This window comes from Luteibacter sp. NPDC031894 (genome assembly GCF_050273135.1).
Lineage (GTDB): Bacteria > Pseudomonadota > Gammaproteobacteria > Xanthomonadales > Rhodanobacteraceae > Luteibacter.
Map to the genome: position 1 here is coordinate 1 of NZ_JBNNMV010000009.1, position 22431 is coordinate 22431.

The following is a 22431-nucleotide window of genomic DNA, read 5'->3' on the forward strand; positions in this document are numbered from 1 at the left end:
CTGGCGCGCGAAGGGGCTCGCCACAAGCCCCTTCGCGCGCCAGCGCGCTTCCCACAATTGTTTCCGCGAATGAACATTGGTTCATTCCGCTCGCGCTGAATGCACGTTCGGCAGGTCTTCGAAACGCGAAGCCCATCGCAAAAAAACCCCACGATTCAATCACCTCCCACCTGTTCCTCAGAAACGGCTGGAAATGGTGACGAAGGTGTCCTTTCTCCTTGATTCACAAGAAAAATTTCCTTGACAGTCTCAGGGGGCGAGACTATCGTGGGCCCCAGTGAGAAATCGTGGGATTTGGTGGGGCGGCCAGCAAACATGTTCCAAGGCGAGACAGCCATCACGGTCGACGACAAAGGTCGTCTGACGATCCCGACTTCGTATCGGGAGACGGTGGCCGACGCCTGCAAGAACCGTTTGGTCGTCACCTACAACCCCTTCGATACGGGCTGCCTCTGGATCTTTCCTTACGCGGAATGGGAACAGGTGCGCGACCAGGTCAATGCGCTGCCCAGCGTGAAGGCCGTCCACCGTGCGTTGCAGATGAAGCTGGTGGGTGCCGCGGCCATCGTCGAACCGGACGGCGCCGCCCGCATCCTCCTGCCGTCCAGTCAACGCGCGGCCGCCGGGATAGAGAAAAAAGCCGTCCTGCTGGGCATGGGCAACAAGTTCGAGCTTTGGAGCGAACAGGCCCACCTCGCGAAGATCCGCCAGACGATCGGCGAGGACGAGATAAGCGACGACATGGCGGACCTGCGGTTGTGACGACGAACTAATTCGAGGTTTTTAGTGGAACGGGAGCGGGATGTGGCGACGGCGGGGCGCGATGCGCACATCCCTGTGATGCTCGACGAAGTACTGGAGGGCCTCGCCTTGCGCGAGAACGGGCGTTACCTGGATGGGACTTTCGGCCGCGGCGGACATGCGCGGGCGATCCTTGCCCGTCTCTCGGCCGACGGCCGCCTGTTCCTCATGGACCGCGATCCCGCCGCCATCGCCGTCGCCGAGGCCGGCCTCGCCACCGATCCCCGTGTCTCGCTGCGCCACGACAACTTCGCCAGCATGGGTGAATGGGCCGCTCTCGAAGGCGGTCTCGACGGGATACTGCTCGACCTCGGCGTGTCCTCGCCGCAGCTGGACGACGCCAGCCGCGGCTTCAGCTTCATGGCCGACGCGCCGCTGGACATGCGCATGGACACCACGCGCGGCATCAGCGCCGCGGATTTCCTCGCCGACGCGGACGAGGCCGACATCGCCGATGTCCTGTGGACCTTCGGCGAGGAGCGCTTCAGCCGCCGCATCGCCAAGGCCATCGTCGAGCGCCGCGCCACCGCGCCGATCGTCCGCACGAGCGAGCTCGCCGAACTCGTCGCCCGCTGCGTCGGTCGTCGCGAGCCCGGCAAGAATCCCGCGACCCGCACCTTTCAGGCGCTGCGCATCCGCGTGAACGCCGAACTGGAGTCGGTCGAGCGTGGACTCGATGCCGCCCTTTCGTTACTCAAAGTCGGCGGCCGCCTGGCCGTCATCAGCTTCCACTCTCTGGAAGACCGCACGGTGAAGCAGTTCATCCGCGGGCACGAAGGCCGCGTGCAAGGCAGCCGCCGCGCACCGCCGGCCGAAGCGAAGGTCGCCCGCCTGAAGCCGGTCGGCAAAGCCATCTTCCCGTCCGATGCCGAAGTGGCGCGGAACCCGCGCTCGCGCTCGGCCGTGCTGCGCATCGCGGAGAAACTCGGATGAAGGCCTTCGGCGCGGTCTGCCTCACGATCCTGCTGCTGGCGGTCATCGCCAGCGCGATCGGCGTGGTGTGGACGCGCCACGAGAGTCGCGTGCTCTTCGTCGAGCTCTCGCGCCTGCAGACGCAGAAGGATGACCTCGGGGTGGAATACGGCCGCCTCGAACTGGAGCAGGCCACGTACGCCGAGCCGGCCCGCATCGACGCGGAAGCTCGCGGCAAGCTTGGCATGTTCACGCCGAAGCCGCAGGACATCCAGTTGGTGCGCCGATGAAGGCCCGTTACGGCAAGCCCGTCGTGCCCAGCCGCCGCCGCGGCCAGGGGCCGAGCCCGCGCAAGCGCATGACGGTCGTCGTCGCGCTGCTCTGCGTCGCGGCATCCGGCCTCGTCGTCCGCGCGTTCGACCTGCAGGTGGTGCGCAAGCAGTTCTACCAGGACCAGGGCGACGCACGCTTCCTGCGCGAAATGCCGATCGCCGTCTCGCGCGGCACGATTTTCGACCGAAACGGCGAACCCCTCGCGGTGTCGACACCCGTCGTGTCGATCTGGGCGAACCCACCCGAAGTACTCGAGAACGAGGATCGCATCCCGGAACTCGCCAAGGCGTTGCACGTCGATGCCGACGACCTCAAGCAGAAGATCGTGCAGCGCTCCGACAAGGAGTTCATGTACATCGCGCGCCAGATGCGGCCGGAAGACGCGCAGGCGATCATCGACCTGAAGATCCCCGGTATCGCCTCGCAGCGCGAATATCGCCGCTACTACCCGTCGGGCGCGGTGAACAGCCACATCCTCGGCTTCACCAATATCGACGATCACGGCCAGGAAGGCCTCGAGTTGTCCTTCGATTCGTGGCTGGCTGGCAAGCCGGGCGCGAAGCGCGTCATCCGCGATCGCATGGGGCATGTCGTCGAGGACGTGGAACTGGTTCGCGAGCCGCAGCCCGGCCGCGACATCACGTTGTCCATCGACCGCCGCATCCAGTACCTCGCGTATAGCGCGCTGAAGGACTCCCTGGAGAAGAACAAGGCCGACTCCGGCTCGATCGTGGTGATGGACGTCCACAGCGGCGAAGTGCTCGCCATGGCGAACCTGCCTTCCTTCAATCCGAACGCGGTGCGCGGCAGCACGCCGTCCGAGCGCCGCAATCGCGCGGTGACGGACGTGGTCGAGCCTGGCTCCACGATGAAGGCATTCACCATGGCCGCGGCACTGACCAGCGGGAAGTACACGCCCACGGCACCGCTGATCGAGACGGCGCCGGGCACCTGGATGATCGGCGGCCATCCTGTCCACGACACGCATAACTGGGGCACGCTTACGCCCACGGGCGTCATCACGAAGTCGTCCAACGTCGGCGCGGCGAAGATCGCGATGACGCTCGACACCGATTTCCTGTACGGCGTCTACAAGTCCTTCGGTCTCGGCAACAGCACGGGCAGCGGCTTTCCTGGCGAAGCGGCCGGCTACCTGCCGGTGGGCCGCACCTGGAAGCCGATCGAGAAATCGCGACTCGCGTACGGCTACAACCTCAACGTGACCCCGTTGCAGCTGGCCACCGCGTACTCGGCCATCGCCAACGGCGGCGCCTTCCGCGCGCCGAGCTTCATCAAGGGCGCGGACAACCCGCCGAACCAGATCGTCACGCCGGAAGTGGCCCACTCGCTCGTGGCGATGCTCGAGACGGTGCTGGCGCCGGGCGGCACGGGTTACGGTTTTGCTTCCGTCGCCAACTACAGCGTCGCCGGGAAGACCGGTACGTCGAAGAAGAACTCGGTGGGCGGCTATACCGCCCGCAACTACATCTCGCTGTTTGTCGGCATGATCCCCGCGAGCGCGCCGCGTCTCGTCACTGTCGTGGTGATCAACGACCCGAAGGGCGGCCACTACTACGGCGGTTCCGTCGCCGGTCCCGCCTTCGCCCAGGTCATGGAAGGTGCCGTGCGCCTCCTCGACATCGCCCCCGATAACGTGGGCCGCTGGTATGCGGGCGGCCCGAGCCAGGGCGGCCTGATCGGCACCAGCAATGCCCCGCCGCCCCAAGCGGACGAGAGCGCGGCGGAAGAGGTGGTCCCGTGACCATGCGCCTCGCCGACCTGCTCGACGGATTCGCCGATGCCTCCGGGGCCGGCGATCTCGTCGTTTCGGGACTGTCGCTCGACTCGCGGGAGGTCGCGAAGGGCGACGCCTTCGCCGCGTTGCAAGGCACGAAGGGTCACGGCATCGCATTCGCCGCCAAGGCGGTCGCGCAGGGTGCCGTCGCGATCCTCGCCGAACCCCCCTTCGACGCCGTCGACGTGGGCGTTCCCGTCGTCGCCGTGGAAGGCCTCCGCGAAAAGACCGGCCCGATCGCGGCACGCTACTACGGCGATCCGTCCGCGGCGCTCGATATCGTCGGCGTGACCGGCACGAACGGCAAGACCTCGACCGTGCAACTTATCGCACAGGCGCTGGCGTTCCTCGGCCGGAAGCCGGCCACGGTCGGCACGCTTGGCGCGGGCCTGCATGGCGCGATCGCGGAAGGCGAGCGGACCACGCCGGATGCCATCAGCATGCAGGCGCTGCTGGCGGAATTCCGCGATGCGGGCGCCACGCATGTCGCGATGGAAGTGTCCTCACACGCCCTCGAGCAAGGCCGGGTCAACGCCATCGCCTTCGACGTGGCGGTGTTCACCAACCTCACCCGCGACCACCTCGATTACCACGGGACGATGGAAGCGTACGGCGCGGCCAAGGCAAAGCTGTTCGCCTTCGATGGCCTGAATGCCGCCGTGGTCAACATCGACGACCCGTTCGGCGTGAAGCTGGCGAAGGGGCTTCCTGAAGGCGTGACGAAGCTGCGCACGTCGATGGCGGGCGATAGCACCGAGAAGGACGCCGAGGTTCGCGCGGACATCATCGTGACGTCGGCGAAGGGCCTGTCCTTCAACCTGATCACGCCGTGGGGCATGCGCACCGTGCGCAGCGGACTCCTCGGCCGCTTCAACGTGGCCAACCTGCTGGCGGTCGCGGCGACGCTCGGCGCGCTGGGCGAGCCATTCGATCGCATCCATGCGGCGCTCGAATCGCTGCAGCCGGTGAACGGGCGCATGAGCCGGCTCGGTGGCGATGGCCGCAAGCCGCTCGTGGTCGTCGATTATTCGCACACGCCGGATTCGTTGAAGCAGGCGCTGCTCGCGCTGCGCTCGCACACCAAGGGCCGCTTGATGTGCGTGTTCGGCGCCGGCGGCGACCGCGACCAGGGCAAGCGTCCGATCATGGCGGGTATCGCGGAGCGCCTCGCCGATGTCGTCATCGTCACCGACGACAACCCGCGCACGGAGGACGGTGACGCGATCGTCGCTCAGATCGTGGCGGGTTTCAGTCATCCCGAAACGGTGATGGTGGAGCGCGACCGCGCGCACGCCATCGCACTGGCGCTTGCCGACGCGAAGGCCGACGATGTCGTCCTCATCGCCGGCAAGGGTCATGAAACCTACCAGGAAGGTCCGGAGGGCAAGCGTCCCTTCGACGACCTCGCCGTCGCCCGCGAAGCGATGGAATCGAGCAAGAAAGGAGTCCGCGCATGATGCGCCTGTCCGCCGTCGCCCTCTGGACCCGCGGCCGCCTGCAAGGCGCCGACGCCGAGGTGACCGGCTTTTCCATCGATACCCGCACGCTGAAGCCCGGCGACCTGTTTGTCGCGCTGCCGGGTGAACGCGTGGACGCGCACGACTTTGTCGCGGCCGCCGCCGAGCGTGGCGCCGTGGCGGCGCTCGTGACGCGCCCCGTCGACGCACCGATTCCGCAGGTGATCGTCGACGACACGCAGTTGGCCCTCGGCGATCTCGCCAGCGCGGTGCGCGCGCAGCGCGACGTGCGCGTCATCGGCATCACCGGCTCCAACGGGAAGACCACGGTGAAGACGCTTACCGCGTCGATCCTTTCCCGGCACGGCCGCACCCACGTGAACGCCGGTAATTTCAACAACGAGATCGGCATGCCGCTGACCCTCCTGGCCATGCCGGAAGACACGCGCTATGCCGTGCTCGAGATGGGCGCCGGCAAGCCCGGTGACATCGATTACCTGGCCGCCATCGCGCGGCCCGATATCGGCCTCGTCAACTCCATCGCGCCCGCGCACCTTGAGCGCATGGGCACGATCGAAGGCGTCGCCGAAACCAAAGGCGCGCTCTACCGGTCCCTGCCGGCGGACGGCGTCGCCATCGTCAATGCCGACGACGAGCGCTTCGCCGGCTTCTTCGCGAACCTTGCCGGTTCGCGGCGGATCCTTCGCTACGCGCTGGACCATCGCGCGGACATCGGCGCCGACATCGTCGAGGAGCGCATCGACGGCACGCATTTCGTGCTGTCGACGCCGCACGGCGACGGCGACGTGCGCCTTCCGCTGCCCGGCCGTCACAACGTCGCGAACGCCTTGGCGGCCGCGGCGATCGCGACGGCGCTGGACGTGCCCGTCGACGTCATCGTCGACGGACTGGAGCAGGTCCCGCACGTGTCGGGCCGGCTCGACCTCGAGCCGATGCCGGGCGGCTGGATCCTGATCGACGACAGCTACAACGCGAATCCCGGTTCGGCCGCCGCGGCGATCGATACGCTCGCGCTGGCGCGCGGCGAGCGCTGGCTCGTGCTGGGCGACATGGCCGAGCTTGGTCCCGACGCGCTGAAGCTGCACGCCGGCATCGGGCGCCTGGCGCACCAGCGCGGCATCGAGCGCCTGCTCGCCACCGGCACGAAGAGTGCGGCGGCGGTGGAGGCTTTCGGGCCGGGAGCACAGCATTTCGCCACGCAGGAAGAGCTCATCGAAGCCGCCTGCGCGCAGGTCCACGAGGGGGTCACCTGCCTCGTGAAGGGGTCGCGTTCGTCCGGCATGGACCGGGTCGTGACCGCATTGAAGACGTACGCTGAAGGAGCATCCGATGCTGCTTGAACTGGCGGAATGGATGGCTCGGCACTTCACGTCGCTGCATCTGTTCCAGTACATCACCTTCCGCGCGATCATGGCCGCGCTCACCGCGCTGGCCGTGTCGCTGCTGCTCGGCCCCGTGCTGATCCGCAAGCTGGCCGCGCTGAAGGCTGGCCAGGTCGTGCGCAGCGATGGTCCGCAGACCCATCTCTCGAAGGCGGGCACGCCGACGATGGGCGGCCTGCTGATCCTCTTCGCCGTCGCCATCGCGACGCTGCTCTGGGCGGACCTCGGTAGCCGTTACGTCTGGGTCGTGCTGCTGGTCACGATGTTGTTCGGCGTCATCGGCTTCTACGACGACTATCGCAAGCTGGTGTTGAAGGACAGCCGCGGACTCGCCAGTCGCTGGAAATACTTCTGGCAATCGGTGTTCGGCCTGGGTGCGGCGGTGTTCCTCTACAAGACCCACCAGCTGCCGGCGGAAATCGCCCTGTATGTGCCGCTGTTCAAGCAGGTGGCGATCCCGCTGGGCCTGTTCTTCGTCGTGGTGGGCTATTTCATCATCGTCGGTTTTTCGAACGCGGTGAACCTTACCGACGGGCTGGACGGCCTCGCGATCATGCCGAGCGTGCTCGTCTCCGGCGCGCTGGGCATCTTCGCCTACCTCGCCGGCAACAAGGTGTTCTCGGAGTACCTCGGCATCCCCTCGATTCCCGGCGCGGGCGAACTGGCGATTTTCTGCAGCGCCCTTGCCGGCGCCGGGCTCGGCTTCCTCTGGTTCAACACCTATCCGGCGCAGGTCTTCATGGGCGACGTGGGTGCGCTGGCCATCGGCGCGGCACTCGGCTGCGTCGCGCTGATCGTGCGCCAGGAGATCGTGTTGCTGGTGATGGGCGGCGTGTTCGTGCTGGAGACGGCGTCGGTGATGCTCCAGGTCGGCAGCTTCAAGCTGCGCGGCAAGCGCATCTTCCGCATGGCGCCCATCCACCACCATTTTGAATTGAAGGGCTGGCCCGAGCCCCGCGTCATCGTGCGTTTCTGGATCATCAGCGTCGTGCTGGTGCTTATCGGTCTGGCTACCTTGAAGGTGCGCTGAGGAACATGTTCGGCATCGGCAACAAGCAAGCGAAACGCCGCCAGGGCCCGCGGGGGAGCTTCGACCTCCCGCTGCTCGTGGCCGCGCTCGCGCTCGCGGCGCTGGGCGTGGTGATGGTCACCTCCAGCTCGATCGCCGTGGCCGACGGTTCGCACCAGGGCGCGTTCTATTACCTGAAGCGACACCTCGTCTTCCTCGCGCTCGGCGCCTGCCTCGCGGGCGCGGCGATGCGTACGGAGCTGAAGACGCTGGAAAAGCACAGCTTCCTCCTGCTGCTCCTCGGCATCATCATGTTGCTCATGGTGTTCCTGCCGGTGTTCGGCATGCGTATCAACGGCGCGCGCCGCTGGGTGAACCTGCTGGTGACGAGCTTCCAGCCCGTGGAGGCCGTGAAGCTGATCCTCGTCGCCTACCTCTCGAGCTACCTCGTGCGCCATCGCGAGGGCGTGGAGTACGAACTCTTCGGCGTGGTGAAGCCGGTCGGCGTGGCGGGCCTCATCGTCCTTCTGCTGCTCGCCCAGCCGGACTTCGGTTCGGCGGCGCTGGTCGTGGCCACGACGGTCGGCATGGTCTGGCTGGCCGGCGCGCGTATGCGCAACCTGCTGCTGCTCGGTACGCCGCTGGTGCCCGCGCTGATCTACGCGGCCACCGCCGAGGACTACCGCATCAAGCGCCTCACTTCCTTCCTCGACCCATGGAAGGACCCGTTCAACGACGGCTTCCAGCTCACCCAGGCGCTCATCGCGGTGGGCCGGGGCGAGTGGACCGGCGTGGGCCTCGGCTCCAGTGTGCAGAAGCTGTTCTACCTGCCCGAAGCGCACACCGACTTCATCCTGGCGGTGCTGGCCGAGGAACTCGGCCTGGCGGGGATCGCGCTGGTGATCTTCCTCTACATCGTGCTGGTGGGCCGCGGCCTGTACATCGGTCTCAAGGGCGTGGAACTCGGTCATCGCTTCTCCGGTTACGTGGCCTACGGCATCTCCCTGATGATCGGCTTCCAGGCCATGGTGTCGATCGGCGTGAACCTGGGCGTGCTGCCCACGAAGGGCCTGACCTTGCCGCTGATCAGCTCCGGCGGTTCGTCGGTGCTGATGACCTGCGCGATGGTTGGCGTGCTCCTGCGCGCCACGTTCGAGATCAATCGCGCGGAAGACGCGCGGCAGACGGCGGTGCGACTGCCGGCGAACGCCGTGCCCGATTCCGCCGCGCCGGCCGGAGGCATGGCATGAGCGCGCCGGTGCTGATCATGGCTGGCGGCACGGGCGGCCACATCTTCCCCGGCCTCGCGGTGGCCGACGAGCTCCGCTCGCGCGGCGTGCCCGTCGCATGGCTCGGCGCGGAAGGCGGCATGGAGACGCGCGTCGTGCCGGCGCATGGCCTGGACCTGCACACGGTGGCCGTCGGTGGCCTCCGCGGCAAGGGCGTGAAGACGCGCCTGCTGGCCCCGTGGATGCTGGCCAGCGCACTGTTCGCTTCGCTCAAGCTGCTGCGCCGCTTGCGCCCGCGCTGCGTGCTCTCGATGGGTGGCTACGTCGCCGGGCCGGCCGGCGTGGCCGCGCGGCTTGCGGGCATTCCGCTGGTGGTGCATGAGCAGAACGCCGTCGCCGGCTTCACGAACCGCAAGCTTGCCTCGTTCGCGAAGAAGGTGCTCACCGGTTTTCCCAATGTGCTGCCCCAGGCGGAATGGGTGGGCAATCCGGTCCGTGCGCGCATCGCCGCGCTGCCCGCGCCGGCGGAGCGCTTCGCCGGCCGCGAAGGCCGCGCTCGCCTGCTCGTGCTCGGCGGTAGTCTCGGCGCGCGCACGCTCAACCTCGCCGTGCCCCGCGCGCTGTCGCGCATGGCCGCGTCCGGCGCGCTCCTGCCGGAAGTGGTGCACCAGACCGGCGAGCGCGGGCTGCAGGAGGCGCTCGATGCCTATACCGAAGCCGCCGTGGCGGCGAGCGTCGTTCCCTTCATCGAGGACATGGCCGGTGCCTACGAATGGGCCGACGTGGTCGTCTGCCGTGCCGGTGCGCTGACAGTGGCGGAACTCTGCGCCGCCGGGCTCGAGGCCCTGCTGGTGCCGTTCCCGCACGCGGTCGACGACCACCAGACGGCGAACGCCCGCGCGATGGTCGATGTCGGCGGTGCGCGCATCGTCGCCGACGCCCTGCTCGCAAAAAACGATTCCCCGGAACTGCTCGCGAAGATGCTCGACGACCTGTTGGGCGACCGCGCGCGGATCCTGTCCGCGGCCAATGCGTCCCGCACGCTGGCCAAGCCCGACGCCGCAGCAACGATTGCACGTCATTGCATGGAGGTTTCCGCATGACGCCCGGTCGTTTGCGTGCCCACGAAGATTTCATGACCTCGTTCCGCCGTGTCCATTTCATCGGCGTGGGCGGCGTCGGCATGAGCGGCATCGCCGAAGTGCTCTGCAACCTCGGATACAGCGTGTCGGGTTCCGACCGCGCCCCGTCGCCGACCACCGAGCGCCTGGCGAAGCTGGGCGTGGACGTCCACATCGGACACGAGGCGTCCAACGTCGACGGTGCCGACGTCATCGTTACCTCCAGCGCCATCCGTGCGGACAACCCCGAACTCGTGGCGGCACGCGCTGCGCGCATCCCGGTGGTGCCGCGCGCGGAAATGCTCGGCGAGCTGATGCGCTTCCGGCGCGGTATCGCCATCGCCGGGACGCATGGCAAGACCACGACGACCAGCCTCGTCGCCAGCGTGCTCGCGGAAGCCGATTACGACCCGACCTTCGTGATCGGTGGCCAGCTCACCGCCGCCGGTGCGAACGCGCGCCTCGGTACCGGCCAGTACCTGGTCGCGGAAGCGGACGAGTCCGACGGGTCCTTCCTGATGCTCTCGCCCGTGATCGCGGTGGTGACGAACATCGACGCGGACCACCTCGAGAATTACCACGGCGATTTCGCCCTGGTGAAGAAGGCCTTCGGCGACTTCCTGCACCGCCTGCCGTTCTACGGCCTGGCCGTGCTCTGCATCGACGACGAGGAAACGGCAAAGCTGGCGCAGGACACCTCGCGCCGCTTGCTCACCTACGGCATCGACCATCCCTCCGCCGACGTGACGGCGACAAACGTGCGCCAGGTCGGCTTCGAGATGCACTTCGACCTTCGCCTGCCCGGCATGGCCGAGGCGCTCCCAGTGACGCTCAATCTTCCGGGGCGGCACAACGTGCAGAACGCACTGGCCGCCGCCGCGGTGGGCTGGCAGCTGGGCGTGGATGCCGATGCCATCGCCCACGCGCTGGCGCGTTTCGAAGGCGTCGGTCGTCGCTTCCATCGTCGCGGCGAGATCGCCCTCGACAGCGGAAGCGTGCTGCTCGTCGACGATTACGGCCACCATCCGCGCGAACTGGCCGCGGTGTTCGCCGCCGCGCGCGGTGGCTGGCCGGAGCGCCGCCTCGTGGTCGCGTTCCAGCCGCACCGTTACAGCCGCACGCGCGACCTGCTCGACGACTTCGCCAACGTGCTCGCCGAGGTGGACGTGCTGGTGCTTACCGAGGTCTACCCGGCGGGCGAAGCGCCCATCGCTGGTGCCGACGGCAGGGCGCTGGCACGCGCCATTCGCGCACGCGGCAAGACCGATCCGGTGCTGGTCGACCATCCGCGCGACCTGCGCGACACGCTGTCCGCGCTGGCGCGCGACGGCGACCTGATCCTGCTGCTTGGCGCCGGAGACATCGGCGCCGCGGCGATCGAGCTGGCCAATGCCGGCAACCTGAGGACCCATAGGCAATGAGCCGTACCCGTTTCCCCCGCCTCGTGACGGACGCCGCCGACTTCGGCCGCGTCGCCGTCGTCATGGGCGGCCAGTCGACCGAGCGCGACGTGTCGCTCAACTCCGGTCGTGGCGTGCTCGAGGCACTGCGCGCCAGCGGCGTCGACGCGCATCCGATCGACGGCATTCCCGCGCTGCTCGACGCGGTGCGCGCGGGGCACTTCGCGCGCGTGTTCAACATCCTGCACGGCGCCGGTGGCGAGAATGGCGAGTTGCAGGGGGCGCTGCAGGCGCTGGGTGTGCCTTACACGGGATCGGGTGTGCTGGGTTCCGCGTTGTCCCTGGACAAGGTACGCGCCAAACAGGTGTGGCTCGCCCTCGGCCTCCCGACGCCGAAGTTCAAGGCGCTGCCGCGTGGCGCGGACGTGCACGCCGCGGCGCGCGAGATCGGTTTCCCCCTGATCGTGAAGCCGGCATGGGAAGGCTCCAGCGTGGGTATCACGCGCGTGTTCGACGAAGCTGGCCTCGACGCCGCCGTCGAGCTGGCGCGCCGCTATCCCGGTGACCTGCTCATGGAAACGCTGATCGAAGGCGACGGGAACGAGGGTGGCGAATTCACCGTCGGCGTCCTCGGCCGTGAACTGCTGCCCACGATCAAGATCGTGCCGAACGCCGCCTATTACGACTACAACGCGAAATACATCGCCGAGGACACGCAGTACATCGTCCCGGGCCTGGCGGGCGCCGCGGAAGACGACATGCGCGCGCTGGCGTTGCAGGCCTTCGATGCCGTGGACTGCTTCGGCTGGGGACGTGTCGACATCATGCGCGACCGCCACGGCAAGAACTGGCTGCTGGAAGTGAATACCGCGCCAGGCATGACCTCCCATTCGCTCGTGCCGAAAGCCGCCGCCGCGGCAGGGCTGGATTATCCCGCCCTGTGCTGGCGGATCCTCGAAACGTCGCTGCAGCGGGAGGGCGCGCAGGCATGAAGGGAGCCGCCGCCACGCGGATCGTCGCCTGGGGTATCGCCATCACCTTGGTGGTGCTGCCCGTGGTCGGCGTGATGCAGGGCTGGTTCGCCGCGGGCCGCTGGCCCGTGACGCAACTCAAGGTCGAGGCGGAGTTCGCGCACGTCAGTGCCGAGCAGATCCGCAGCGCCGTCCTGCCGCGTCTCGGTAAAGGCTTCTTCGCGACGGACCTCGAGGACGTGCGCCAGGCGATCGGTGCACTGCCCTGGGTGGAATCGGTGGAGGTGCGCAAGCGCTGGCCCGACACGCTGCTGCTGCGCATCTACGAGCGCCAGCCGTTCGCGCGCTGGAACGAAAACCGCCTGATCAGCCGCCAGGGCCTCGTGTTCGACGCGCCGGGTGCCGACCAGATGGGCGACCTGCCGCGCCTGAGCGGCCCGGATTCCCGGCTTGCCGAGGTCGTCAGTTTCTACGCGCAGGCGCGCAAGGCGTTCGAGGGCAGGGCGCAGCTGTCGATCGTCGGCGTCTCCCTGAGCGAGCGCGGCAGCTGGAGCGTCACCACGGACAGCGGCGCCGAGATCGTGATTGGCGACCGCGACCAGGCGGACCGCCGCCTCGCGCGCTTCCTCGACGTTTACCCGCAACTCGTTGCCGGTCGGCACGGCGGTTTCGCCTATGCCGACCTTCGTTACACCAACGGATTCGCCATCCGGTGGCCGGAACCGGAAACCACGGCCACACCCAAGGTCGGAAGCTGAGCTAACCATGAGAAACAAGAACGACAAACAGCTCGTCGTCGGCCTCGACATCGGCACCTCCAAGGTGGTCGCGATCGTCGGCGAGTACGAGCCCGGCGAACCGATCGAGGTCATCGGTATCGGCACCCACGTGTCCCGCGGCATGAAGCGCGGATCGGTCGTCGACATCGAGTCCACCGTGCATTCCATCCAGCGTGCGGTGGAAGAGGCCGAGCTGATGGCGGGCTGCGATATCCGTTCGGTGTACGCCTCGATCTCGGGGAGCCACCTGGAAACGCGCAACTCGCACGGTACCGCGGCGATCCGCGACCGCGAGGTCATGGCCGCCGACCTGGAGCAGGTGCTGGAAGCGGCGAGCGCGGTAGCGATCCCCGCCGACCGCAAGGTGCTCTACAAGGAGTCGCAGGAATACCGCATCGACGGCCAGGACGGCATACGCCATCCGGTCGGCATGAGCGGCGTGCGCCTGGAGGCCAGCGTGCACCTGGTGACGGGTGCGGCGAGTTCGGTGCAGAACATCTCCAAGTGCATCCAGCGCTGCGGCCTGTCGGTCGACGAGCTGGTGCCGGCGGCGGTCGCCAGCGCGAAGGCGGTGCTGACCGAGGACGAACTCGAGCTCGGCGTCTGCCTCGTCGACATCGGCGCAGGCACGACGGACATCGCCATCTACACGCAGGGCGCGATCCGCTACACCAAGTCGCTTCCGGTCGGCGGCGACCAGGTCACCAACGACATCGCCTACGGCGTGCATACGCCCACGGCGCATGCCGAGGAAATCAAGATCAAGTACGCCTGCGCCCTGGCCCAGCTCGCACACGCGGAAGAAACGATCCAGGTGCCTAGCGTCGGCGACCGTCCGCCGCGCCGCCTCGCCCGGCAGGCGCTCGCGCAGTCGGTGCAGGCGCGGTACGAGGAAATCTTCGAGATGGTGCAGGACGAACTGCGCCGCTCGGGTTACGAGAGCCTGGTCGCCGCGGGAATCGTGCTCACCGGCGGTGCGTCGCGTATGGAAGGCGCGCTGGAGCTGGCCGAGGAGATCTTCCACAAGATGGTCCGCATCGGCGTGCCGCAGCACGTGTCCGGCCTGGGCGACGTCGTTTCCAGCGAGTTGCATTCAACCGGCGTGGGCCTGCTCCTGCATGGCTCGCGGTCGAGCGGCAGCGCGCGCCATACCAGCTCCGCTGTCGGAAACGTCGGCAGCGTCGTGGAGAAGTTCCGAAGCTGGTTCACCAAGAATTTCTGATTCACCGGATAGCCGGTGCCCGAGGGAATGGGGGCGCCGGGGCAAGAGGAAGGCCCGCAACCCGCGACCGACAGGAGTCGGTCACGGGACATAAACCAATAAAACAAAAGTTCTGCGGAGGACGGGAAATGTTCGAACTGATCGAAAAACTGGCACCGAATGCGGTCATCAAGGTCATCGGCGTGGGCGGTGGCGGCGGCAACGCCGTGGCCCACATGGTGAATTCCAACATCGAGGGCGTCGAGTTCGTCGTCGCCAATACCGACGCACAGGCCATGAAGAGCTGCGCGTCGCGCACGCACCTCCAGCTCGGCGGCAACGTCACCAAGGGCTTGGGCGCGGGCGCGAATCCGGAAGTCGGCCGCCAGGCCGCGCTGGAAGACCGCGAGCGCATCGAGGAAATGCTCGAGGGTGCGGACATGGTCTTCATTACCGCCGGCATGGGCGGTGGCACCGGTACCGGCGCCGCGCCGGTCGTGGCGCAGCTGGCCAAGGAGAAGGGCATCCTCACGGTGGCGGTGGTGACCAAGCCGTTCCCGTTCGAGGGCCGTCGCCGCATGCAGGTGGCGCTCAAGGGCATCGAGGACCTGTCCCAGCACGTGGACTCGCTGATCACGGTGCCGAACGAGAAGCTGCTGTCGGTGCTCGGTCGCGAAGTCACGCTGCTGAACGCGTTCAAGGCGGCCAATGACGTGCTCCAGGGCGCCGTCCAGGGTATCGCCGACCTGATCACGGCCCCGGGCCTGATCAACGTCGACTTTGCCGACGTCCGCACCGTCATGAGCGAGATGGGCATGGCGATGATGGGCTCGGGCACGGCCCGCGGCGATGACCGCGCCCAGGCCGCCGCCGAGGCGGCGATCAACAACCCGCTGCTGGAGGACGTGAACCTCTCCGGTGCCTGCGGCATCCTGGTGAACGTCACCGCCGGTCCCAACCTGACCATGCGCGAGTTCGACGAGATCGGCCGCGTCATCCATGACTTCGCTTCGGAAGACGCGACCGTGGTGATCGGTACCTCGCTCGATCCGGACATGCAGGACGATGTCCGCGTGACCGTGGTGGCCACCGGCCTGAACCGCGGCGTGACCGCGAAGCAGCCGATCCGCCAGCCGGTCCAGCAGCATGTGGAGATGCGCCAGCGTCCGCGTCCGGTGGTGCTCCGCACGGGCACGGGTAACGAAGTCGTGGATTACGCGGCGGACGTCGCGCCGTCCGTGCGCTCCGAAGTGGCACAGCCGTCGCAGAAGAACGCCGAACCGGCGATCGACTACCTGGATATTCCGGCGTTCCTGCGCCGCCAGGCCGACTGACCGGCACTCACGCAAGGCACGTTAAGGAAAACGTGAGGACGTCCCGGCACGAGGCCGGGTCTGTCCGGAGTACCCGCCGCCGTCCCGTCCGGGCGGCGGGGCTCTTCGTCGTCTTCGGTGGAAAAAGCTGCAAGCGATATCAATTACTTGCAAGTGCTTGAACGGGCGAGGAATCAGTCGCAGGCCAAATGAGAATGGGTCGCGGCTGATGCTGAAGGAACAGTGAAGCCAATGCTGGACTGTACCGTTCGGTTTGTTTATTCCGAGGTTAAGACTGTGTTAGCATGTCCAACACTCAAGGCTGCTGCCACAAGGTTCTGCCCAACATGATCAAGCAGCGCACGCTCAAGAACATCATTCGCGCCACGGGCGTCGGTCTCCATACCGGCGACAAGGTGTACATGACGCTTCGTCCCGCGGCGCCGAATACGGGCATCGTATTCCGCCGTACCGATCTCAATCCGCCGGTCGAGCTTCGCTCGCGTCCGGAGAACGTCGGTGACACGCGTTTGTCCACCACGCTCATGAATGGCGATGTCCGCGTTTCGACGGTCGAGCACCTGCTCTCGGCGATGGCGGGCCTCGGTATCGACAATGCGTACGTCGACCTGTCGGCACCGGAAGTGCCGATCATGGACGGTAGCGCAGGCCCGTTCGTGTTCCTGATCCAGTCCGCTGGTATCGAGGAACAGGAAGCGGCAAAGCGCTTCATCCGCATCAAGAAGCCGGTCATCGTCCAGGACGGCGACAAGTGGGCCAAGCTCGAGCCGTTTGACGGCTTCAAGGTGGGCTTTTCGGTCGAGTTCGACCACCCCCTGTTCAACAAGCGCAATTCGCAGGCCGAGATGGATTTCTCGACGACGTCGTTCGTCAAGGAAGTCAGCCGCGCCCGCACCTTCGGCTTCATGCGTGACATCGAGATGCTGCGCGAGCGCAACCTCACGCTCGGCGGTTCGATGGACAACGCCGTCGTGCTCGACGACTACCGCGTGCTGAACGAGGACGGCCTCCGTTACGACAACGAGTTCGTCAAGCACAAGATCCTCGACGCCATCGGCGACATCTATATGCTGGGCCACAGCCTGATCGGCGCGTACTCGGCGCACAAGTCGGGTCACGAGCTCAACAACAAGCTGCTTCGCAGCCTCATGGCCGATGTCACGGCGTGGGAAGAGGTCAGCTTCAAGGACCCTGCGAAGGCTCCCATCTCGTACGCGCATCCGGCCCAAGCCGTCTAAGCGCCAGAGCCAGTATCAACAAAAAAGGCCGCGATCTTCGCGGCCTTTTTTGTTGTGGGAAGCGCCACAGACGCGCCCGTGAACCGGGTCACGTTCAGTGAATTTTATGTGCATTTTCGGTGTCTACGCGCTTCATGCGTGCTATAAAGTTCGCCACCTTCGTGGTCCGTGGGTGCTTACGGACCGTGACGGACGAGTGTAACGCTAGGATTATTCTGAATTTTCGGCCTGGGACGCCAGGTAAAGGAACAGATCCCGCAACGTGGGGTCGGAGAGTGACGTGGCGGCGGCTCGCAAGTGGCGAGCGGCCGAGGCGGAAAGCGGTTTGTGCCGGTCGGGGATGATTTCCTCGGGTGGCAGGGGGGCCACTTTCACGGCAACCGAATGGGCCTTTGCGCCGATGGCGCGGGCGGCCTCGAGGATCTGCGCCTGGTAAAGGCGCACCCGCGAGGCCCAGGCCGATGAGGGCGCAAGGAAGACGAGCCTGCCGTCGCGCAGGTCCGCGAAGCGGATCTGGTCACGCAACGGCGATGGCAGCGTCGCGCGCAGCTGGCGGTCCAGGCGGTCGAGTTCGCGGGCCCGTTGGGCCAGTGACGCGACGGGCCCGAACTCCCCGACGGACTTCAGTCCGTTGGTGGAACGGCGGGACGGGCTGGGCGGCGGTGGCATGGGCCGGCTTTAACTATTCGATGTGGAACGTATGCAGATCATACTCGTGTCTCGCGGCCAGAAAGGGCCGAAAACGCTCGACCTGACCTGTCGGCGCCTGCGCTGCAAGGCCTTGGCGATCGGTCTGGCCGGCATTGTCGGCATCGCTGGCCTCGGTGCCGGTGTCGCCCTGGCCGTGGCCGGCCCGAAAGCGAGCGCCCTCGGCGACATCGGGCATCTCAAGCAGCAGGTCGGCGACCAGGATGCCCGCGTGGCGGAGATCAAGCGGGACGCCCAGCGCGACCTCGACGCGCTGGCCGTCAAGCTCGGCCAGCTCCAGGCCCAGTCCGTGCGTCTCAATGCCCTCGGAGAACGGTTGACCCAGGTCGGCAAGCTCGACGACGGCGAATTCGACTTCGACGAGGAGCCTGGCCAGGGCGGGCCGGAACTCACCACCTCCGATGCGCCCACACCGGCCTACACGTTGCCCGCCTCCCTGGGCGAGAGCATCGAGCGACTGTCCGGCCAGTTCGACACCCAGCAGGCCCAGCTCGAGGCCTTGCGCGACATGCTGATGGATCGCAGCATCGAATCGAGCCTCCGGCCCACGGGCATGCCCGTGAACGGCTATATCTCCTCCTATTTCGGCGGCCGGCCCGACCCATTCAGCGGGCACGCCGCCCGTCATACCGGCATCGATATCGCCGCCCCGAAGGGCACGCCGGTCACGGCCGTGGCCGAGGGCATGGTCACCTTCGCGGGCCAACGATCGGGCTATGGCGATGTCGTGGAGATCGACCACGGCAACGGATACATGACCCGCTACGCCCATAACAGCGCCATCATCGCGCGCCCGGGGCAACGGGTCCGGGTGGGCGACGTCATCGCCAAGGCAGGGTCCACCGGGCGCTCGACGGGCTCCCACGTCCACTTCGAGGTCTGGTACCACAATCGCGTGGTGAATCCGCTGGCATTCGTCCGCAGCCACCGCTGACAGCGGTTCCCTTGAATCCGGCCCGGGCCGCCGCCACCCCGAGGAAAGCCGGGGACGCCCGTAGTATGATCGTCCCTTCGTGCCGACCGGCCATGCGCCGTGCGGCTTAGTCTTCGTTTCAGATCCGGATGATCGATGTTCAATCGTGCACTGACGAGTATTTTCGGCAGCCGTAACGAGCGTGTGCTGCGCGACCTTTCCAAGACGGTCAAGCGCATCAACGCCCTCGAGCCGGAATTCGAGAACCTTTCCGACGACGCCCTCCGTGGCAAGACCGACGAGTTCCGCCAGCGCCTCGCCGCGGGCGAAGCACTCGACAAGCTGTTGCCCGAGGCCTTCGCGATCGTTCGCGAGGCGGCCAAGCGCGTCCTCGGCATGCGTCACTACGACGTCCAGTTGATCGGCGGCATGGTGCTGCATTCCGGCCGCATCGCGGAAATGCGCACGGGTGAGGGCAAGACTCTCGTCGGCACGCTTCCGGTGTACCTCAATGCCCTGGAAGGCAAGGGCGTCCACGTCGTCACGGTGAACGACTACCTGGCCCGCCGCGACTCGGCGCAGATGGGCAAGTTGTACAACTTCCTCGGCCTGACGGTCGGCGTCGTGTACCCGGGCATGGACCACGCCGACAAGCGCAGCGCCTACCAGGCGGACATCACCTACGGTACGAATAACGAATTCGGTTTCGACTACCTGCGCGACAACATGGCGCTCAGCAAGGAGCAGCGCAACCAGCGCGGCCTCCACTACGCCATCGTGGACGAGGTCGACTCGATCCTGATCGACGAGGCGCGCACGCCGCTGATCATCTCCGGCCCCGCCGAGGATTCCCCGCAGCTCTACATCGCGGTGAACAAGGTCGTGCCGCACCTCACCCGCCAGGAAAAGGAAGACGGCCCGGGCGACTACTTCGTCGACGAAAAGCAGAAGCAGGTGCACATGTCCGAAGAGGGCATGGAGCACGCGGAGCAATTGCTGCGCGACGCGGGCGTCATCGAGCCCGATAGCGGCCTGTACGATTCCAAGAACCTCGCCGTCGTCCATCACATGAACGCGGCGCTGCGCGCCAACGCGATCTACCAGCGCGATGTCGACTACATCGTGCGCGACGGCGAAGTCATCATCGTCGACGAGTTCACCGGCCGTACGCTCGCCGGCCGTCGCTGGTCCGATGGCCTGCACCAGGCCGTCGAGGCGAAGGAAGGCGTGCCCATCCAGCGCGAGAACCAGACGCTCGCGACGGTCACGTTCCAGAACCTGTTCCGCATGTACAAGAAGCTGGCCGGCATGACCGGTACGGCCGACACGGAAGCGTACGAATTCCAGACCGTCTACGGCCTGGAAGTGGTCGTGATCCCGACGCACAAGCCGATGATCCGCGTGGACAACCCGGATTCGGTGTTCCTCGGCCCCGAGGCCAAGTACAAGGCCGTGATCGAGGACATCAAGGCCTGTCACGAGCGCGGGCAGCCGGTGCTGGTGGGTACCGCCTCGATCGACGTGTCGGAGCTCGTTTCCGGCCTGCTCAAGAAGGAGCGCATCCCGCACGAGGTGCTGAACGCGAAGCAGCACGAGCGCGAAGCGCACATCGTCGCCCAGGCCGGTGCGCCGGGCGCCGTGACGATCGCGACGAACATGGCCGGCCGCGGCACGGATATCGTGCTGGGTGGCAGCCTCGACGCCGCCCTGGCCGCATTGCCGGACGACGCGTCCGAGGCCCAGCGCCAGAAGGTGCGCGAGGAGTGGAAGCAGCGCCACGAGCAGGTACTTGCCGCGGGCGGCCTGCACATCATCGGTACCGAGCGCCACGAGTCCCGCCGCATCGACAACCAGCTGCGTGGCCGTTCGGGCCGCCAGGGCGACCCGGGTTCCTCGCGCTTCTACCTGTCGCTGCAAGACAACCTCATGCGCATCTTCGGCGGCGAGCGCATCGGCCGCTGGATGCAGATGTTCGGCATGAAGGAAGACGAGGCGCTGGAAGATCGCCTCATCACGCGCCAGATCGCAAAGGTGCAGCGCAAGGTCGAGCAGCACAACTTCGACATCCGCAAGAATCTGCTCGAGTTCGACGACGTCGCCAACGACCAGCGCAAGGTGATCTACGCGCAGCGCGACGAGTTGCTCGAGGCCGAAGACATCTCCGACATGATCGGCGACATCCGCCAGGACGTCGTGGAGGCACTGGTACGGAAGTTCGTTCCGGCCGACAGCATCGACGACCAGTGGGACATCGCCGGTCTCGATCGCGAACTGGCGAGCGAGCTGAACCTTCGACTCGACGTCGCGCATTGGCTGGAAGGCCAGCAGGACGCCGACTCCGAGAAGATCCTCGATCACGTGCGCGAGGCCGTCGATGCGCTGTTCGCGGAGAAGGAAGCCCAGATCGGGGCCGAGACGATGCGTTCGCTCGAGAAGCACGTGATGCTCTCGGTCGTGGACAACGCGTGGAAGGAACACCTCGCCAGCATGGATTACCTGCGCCAGGGCATCTACCTGCGCGGCTATGCGCAGAAGCAGCCGAAGCAGGAGTTCAAGCGCGAGTCGTTCGAACTGTTCGCCGAGATGCTCGACCGGATCAAGGGTGAGGTGGTGCAGATGCTCGCCCGCATCCGTATCCGCAGCGAGGACGAAGTCGCGGCGATGGAAGCGGAGCAGCAGCGCGTGGCCGAAGGGCAGCGCCTGCAGTTCCAGCATGCCGACGCCCAGGCGGCCAGCCAGGGCGAGGCTGGCGTCGAAACGGCGCAGGCCATGGCGCCGGTGTTCAACGAGGGGCCGAAGGTCGGACGCAACGACCCTTGCCCCTGCGGCTCGGGCAAGAAGTACAAGCACTGCCACGGCCAGTTGAGCTGATACGAGAAACCCGCCGAAAGGCGGGTTTCTTTCAGGAGGAGCCGGCGCCGGCGAACCCTCAGTCGCCGCCACCCTTCGGCTTCTGCCGATAAGGTTCCGCCTCGACCGTGATGTATGCCGGCTCGGGCACGTCCAGGCGTAGCGCCGTCAATTGGCCGCCCCAGACACAGCCGGTATCGATCGCGAAGACGCCGAGGCCGGCGAAGCGGCCCAGGGCCGACCAGTGGCCACAGACGATCTTCGTTTCGCGCCGGCGCATGCCGGGCACCTCGAACCAGGGATAGAGGCCGGGCTTCTGCGTGCCCGGAACGCCCTTTCCTTCGAAGTCGATGCGGCCGTTGACGTCGCAGTAGCGCATGCGCGTCAGTGTATTGATGGTCGCCCGGTGGCGCTCGACGCCCTGCAGGCGATTCGTCCAGCCCGGCGGGCGATTGCCGAAGAGGTTCTTGAGCAGCCGCTGGTGGCGCGGACCACCGAGTTCACGCTCCACTTCCAGCGCGGCGCGCTGCGCCTGGCGCAAGGTCCAGATGGGCGCGAGGCCGGCATGGACCATCGTCCACCCCAGCTCTTCGTCGTGGTGCAGGAGCTTCTGCATGCGCAGCCATTCGAGCAGCACGGGCGCGTCGTCGGCGAACAGCACCTCGCGAAGTTCCGGGTTCACCCTTGCCTGTGCGTCTTCGCGTCGCTGGCCGATCGCCAGCAGCGAGAGATCGTGGTTGCCTAGCGTGATGATCGTGTTGTCGCGCAGCGAATGGATGAGCCGCAGCGTGGCGAGGGACTCGCCGCCACGGTTAACCAGGTCACCGCAGAACCAGAGCTTGTCGGCGGCAGGATCGAAACGGAGCTTTTCCAGCAATCGCTGGAGTTCGGGATAGCAACCCTGGACGTCGCCGATCGCGTAGACGGCCATCAGTCCCGTTGCTCCAGAAGTGTTCCCTTTTGGCCGTTCCCGGCGT

At 66.8% G+C, this 22431-nt stretch carries 20 protein-coding genes; 18 read left to right on the forward strand and 2 right to left on the reverse strand.

Features of this window, described 5'->3' with window-relative positions:
• From ACQKIE_RS17620 to lpxC, 16 genes are all read left to right on the forward strand, one after another.
• Positions 1–200, forward strand: a 200-nt coding sequence (locus tag ACQKIE_RS17620) for a hypothetical protein (protein ID WP_427461552.1), incomplete at its 5' end; no start/stop codon positions are given.
• Positions 201–315: 115 nt separating this feature from the next.
• Entirely contained in the window at positions 316–762 is a 447-nt protein-coding gene (gene mraZ, locus ACQKIE_RS17625) for a division/cell wall cluster transcriptional repressor MraZ (protein ID WP_427461554.1), read from the forward strand.
• Between the two features lie 42 nt (positions 763–804).
• Positions 805–1734, forward strand: a complete 930-nt coding sequence (gene rsmH / locus ACQKIE_RS17630; protein ID WP_427461556.1) for a 16S rRNA (cytosine(1402)-N(4))-methyltransferase RsmH — start codon at positions 805–807, stop codon at positions 1732–1734.
• Complete coding sequence (gene ftsL / locus ACQKIE_RS17635; protein ID WP_427461558.1) at positions 1731–2003, forward strand: cell division protein FtsL; 273 nt, start codon at positions 1731–1733, stop codon at positions 2001–2003. Before rsmH ends, ftsL begins: the two co-directional genes overlap by 4 nt.
• Positions 2000–3808 (forward strand): peptidoglycan D,D-transpeptidase FtsI family protein, encoded by a 1809-nt coding sequence (locus ACQKIE_RS17640; protein WP_427461560.1) that lies wholly within the window; start codon positions 2000–2002, stop codon positions 3806–3808. Before ftsL ends, ACQKIE_RS17640 begins: the two co-directional genes overlap by 4 nt.
• Before the next feature lie 2 nt (positions 3809–3810).
• Positions 3811–5298 carry a UDP-N-acetylmuramoyl-L-alanyl-D-glutamate--2,6-diaminopimelate ligase gene (locus ACQKIE_RS17645; RefSeq protein ID WP_427461710.1) on the forward strand — a complete coding sequence of 496 codons (1488 nt, stop codon included), beginning with the start codon at positions 3811–3813 and terminating at the stop codon, positions 5296–5298.
• Positions 5295–6659, forward strand: coding sequence for a UDP-N-acetylmuramoyl-tripeptide--D-alanyl-D-alanine ligase (locus tag ACQKIE_RS17650; protein ID WP_427461562.1), 1365 nt, complete (start codon positions 5295–5297; stop codon positions 6657–6659). Before ACQKIE_RS17645 ends, ACQKIE_RS17650 begins: the two co-directional genes overlap by 4 nt.
• On the forward strand, positions 6649–7731 hold the full coding sequence (gene mraY / locus ACQKIE_RS17655; RefSeq protein WP_427461564.1) for a phospho-N-acetylmuramoyl-pentapeptide-transferase: 1083 nt from the start codon (positions 6649–6651) through the stop codon (positions 7729–7731). The genes ACQKIE_RS17650 and mraY overlap by 11 nt, the downstream gene beginning before the upstream one ends.
• Positions 7732–7736: 5 nt before the next feature.
• On the forward strand, positions 7737–8960 hold the full coding sequence (ftsW, locus tag ACQKIE_RS17660; RefSeq protein WP_427461566.1) for a putative lipid II flippase FtsW: 1224 nt from the start codon (positions 7737–7739) through the stop codon (positions 8958–8960).
• Positions 8957–10042: an undecaprenyldiphospho-muramoylpentapeptide beta-N-acetylglucosaminyltransferase gene (gene murG, locus ACQKIE_RS17665; RefSeq protein ID WP_427461568.1), complete on the forward strand. Its 1086-nt coding sequence runs from the start codon at positions 8957–8959 to the stop codon at positions 10040–10042. The genes ftsW and murG overlap by 4 nt, the downstream gene beginning before the upstream one ends.
• Complete coding sequence (gene murC, locus ACQKIE_RS17670) at positions 10039–11481, forward strand: UDP-N-acetylmuramate--L-alanine ligase (protein ID WP_427461570.1); 1443 nt, start codon at positions 10039–10041, stop codon at positions 11479–11481. The genes murG and murC overlap by 4 nt, the downstream gene beginning before the upstream one ends.
• Positions 11478–12452, forward strand: coding sequence for a D-alanine--D-alanine ligase (locus ACQKIE_RS17675; RefSeq protein ID WP_427461572.1), 975 nt, complete (start codon positions 11478–11480; stop codon positions 12450–12452). Before murC ends, ACQKIE_RS17675 begins: the two co-directional genes overlap by 4 nt.
• On the forward strand, positions 12449–13189 hold the full coding sequence (locus ACQKIE_RS17680; protein WP_427461574.1) for a cell division protein FtsQ/DivIB: 741 nt from the start codon (positions 12449–12451) through the stop codon (positions 13187–13189). Before ACQKIE_RS17675 ends, ACQKIE_RS17680 begins: the two co-directional genes overlap by 4 nt.
• Before the next feature lie 7 nt (positions 13190–13196).
• Positions 13197–14432 (forward strand): cell division protein FtsA, encoded by a 1236-nt coding sequence (ftsA, locus tag ACQKIE_RS17685; protein WP_427461576.1) that lies wholly within the window; start codon positions 13197–13199, stop codon positions 14430–14432.
• A gap of 128 nt (positions 14433–14560) precedes the next feature.
• Positions 14561–15745 (forward strand): cell division protein FtsZ, encoded by a 1185-nt coding sequence (ftsZ, locus tag ACQKIE_RS17690; protein WP_427461578.1) that lies wholly within the window; start codon positions 14561–14563, stop codon positions 15743–15745.
• Between the two features lie 326 nt (positions 15746–16071).
• Entirely contained in the window at positions 16072–16983 is a 912-nt protein-coding gene (lpxC, locus tag ACQKIE_RS17695) for a UDP-3-O-acyl-N-acetylglucosamine deacetylase (protein WP_427461580.1), read from the forward strand.
• A gap of 210 nt (positions 16984–17193) precedes the next feature.
• On the opposite strand, the gene ACQKIE_RS17700 is transcribed toward lpxC, so the two are convergent.
• Positions 17194–17652: a DciA family protein gene (locus tag ACQKIE_RS17700; RefSeq protein ID WP_427461582.1), complete on the reverse strand. Its 459-nt coding sequence runs from the start codon at positions 17650–17652 to the stop codon at positions 17194–17196.
• 31 nt (positions 17653–17683) lie between these two features.
• On the opposite strand from ACQKIE_RS17700, the gene ACQKIE_RS17705 reads away from it, so the two are divergent.
• Both ACQKIE_RS17705 and secA read left to right on the forward strand, forming a co-directional pair.
• Complete coding sequence (locus tag ACQKIE_RS17705; RefSeq protein ID WP_427461584.1) at positions 17684–18625, forward strand: M23 family metallopeptidase; 942 nt, start codon at positions 17684–17686, stop codon at positions 18623–18625.
• Between the two features lie 135 nt (positions 18626–18760).
• Positions 18761–21475 (forward strand): preprotein translocase subunit SecA, encoded by a 2715-nt coding sequence (gene secA, locus ACQKIE_RS17710; RefSeq protein WP_427461586.1) that lies wholly within the window; start codon positions 18761–18763, stop codon positions 21473–21475.
• A 58-nt stretch (positions 21476–21533) separates the two neighbouring features.
• Here the strand turns inward: secA and ACQKIE_RS17715 are convergent, their stop codons facing one another.
• Positions 21534–22385 carry a symmetrical bis(5'-nucleosyl)-tetraphosphatase gene (locus tag ACQKIE_RS17715; protein WP_427461588.1) on the reverse strand — a complete coding sequence of 284 codons (852 nt, stop codon included), beginning with the start codon at positions 22383–22385 and terminating at the stop codon, positions 21534–21536.
• Positions 22386–22431 lie beyond the last annotated feature (46 nt).

Bases quoted from the DNA above. Each gene is read 5' to 3' on its own strand.
- mraZ (WP_427461554.1), top strand. From the start codon at position 316: ATGTTCCAAGGCGAGACAGCCATCACGGTCGACGACAAAGGTCGTCTG.
- ftsL (WP_427461558.1), top strand. From the start codon at position 1,731: ATGAAGGCCTTCGGCGCGGTCTGCCTCACGATCCTGCTGCTGGCGGTC.
- ACQKIE_RS17640 (WP_427461560.1), top strand. From the start codon at position 2,000: ATGAAGGCCCGTTACGGCAAGCCCGTCGTGCCCAGCCGCCGCCGCGGC.
- ACQKIE_RS17645 (WP_427461710.1), top strand. From the start codon at position 3,811: ATGCGCCTCGCCGACCTGCTCGACGGATTCGCCGATGCCTCCGGGGCC.
- ACQKIE_RS17650 (WP_427461562.1), top strand. From the start codon at position 5,295: ATGATGCGCCTGTCCGCCGTCGCCCTCTGGACCCGCGGCCGCCTGCAA.
- mraY (WP_427461564.1), top strand. From the start codon at position 6,649: ATGCTGCTTGAACTGGCGGAATGGATGGCTCGGCACTTCACGTCGCTG.
- ftsW (WP_427461566.1), top strand. From the start codon at position 7,737: ATGTTCGGCATCGGCAACAAGCAAGCGAAACGCCGCCAGGGCCCGCGG.
- murG (WP_427461568.1), top strand. From the start codon at position 8,957: ATGAGCGCGCCGGTGCTGATCATGGCTGGCGGCACGGGCGGCCACATC.
- murC (WP_427461570.1), top strand. From the start codon at position 10,039: ATGACGCCCGGTCGTTTGCGTGCCCACGAAGATTTCATGACCTCGTTC.
- ACQKIE_RS17675 (WP_427461572.1), top strand. From the start codon at position 11,478: ATGAGCCGTACCCGTTTCCCCCGCCTCGTGACGGACGCCGCCGACTTC.
- ACQKIE_RS17680 (WP_427461574.1), top strand. From the start codon at position 12,449: ATGAAGGGAGCCGCCGCCACGCGGATCGTCGCCTGGGGTATCGCCATC.
- ftsA (WP_427461576.1), top strand. From the start codon at position 13,197: ATGAGAAACAAGAACGACAAACAGCTCGTCGTCGGCCTCGACATCGGC.
- ftsZ (WP_427461578.1), top strand. From the start codon at position 14,561: ATGTTCGAACTGATCGAAAAACTGGCACCGAATGCGGTCATCAAGGTC.
- lpxC (WP_427461580.1), top strand. From the start codon at position 16,072: ATGATCAAGCAGCGCACGCTCAAGAACATCATTCGCGCCACGGGCGTC.
- ACQKIE_RS17700 (WP_427461582.1), bottom strand. From the start codon at position 17,652: ATGCCACCGCCGCCCAGCCCGTCCCGCCGTTCCACCAACGGACTGAAG.
- ACQKIE_RS17705 (WP_427461584.1), top strand. From the start codon at position 17,684: ATGCAGATCATACTCGTGTCTCGCGGCCAGAAAGGGCCGAAAACGCTC.
- secA (WP_427461586.1), top strand. From the start codon at position 18,761: ATGTTCAATCGTGCACTGACGAGTATTTTCGGCAGCCGTAACGAGCGT.
- ACQKIE_RS17715 (WP_427461588.1), bottom strand. From the start codon at position 22,385: ATGGCCGTCTACGCGATCGGCGACGTCCAGGGTTGCTATCCCGAACTC.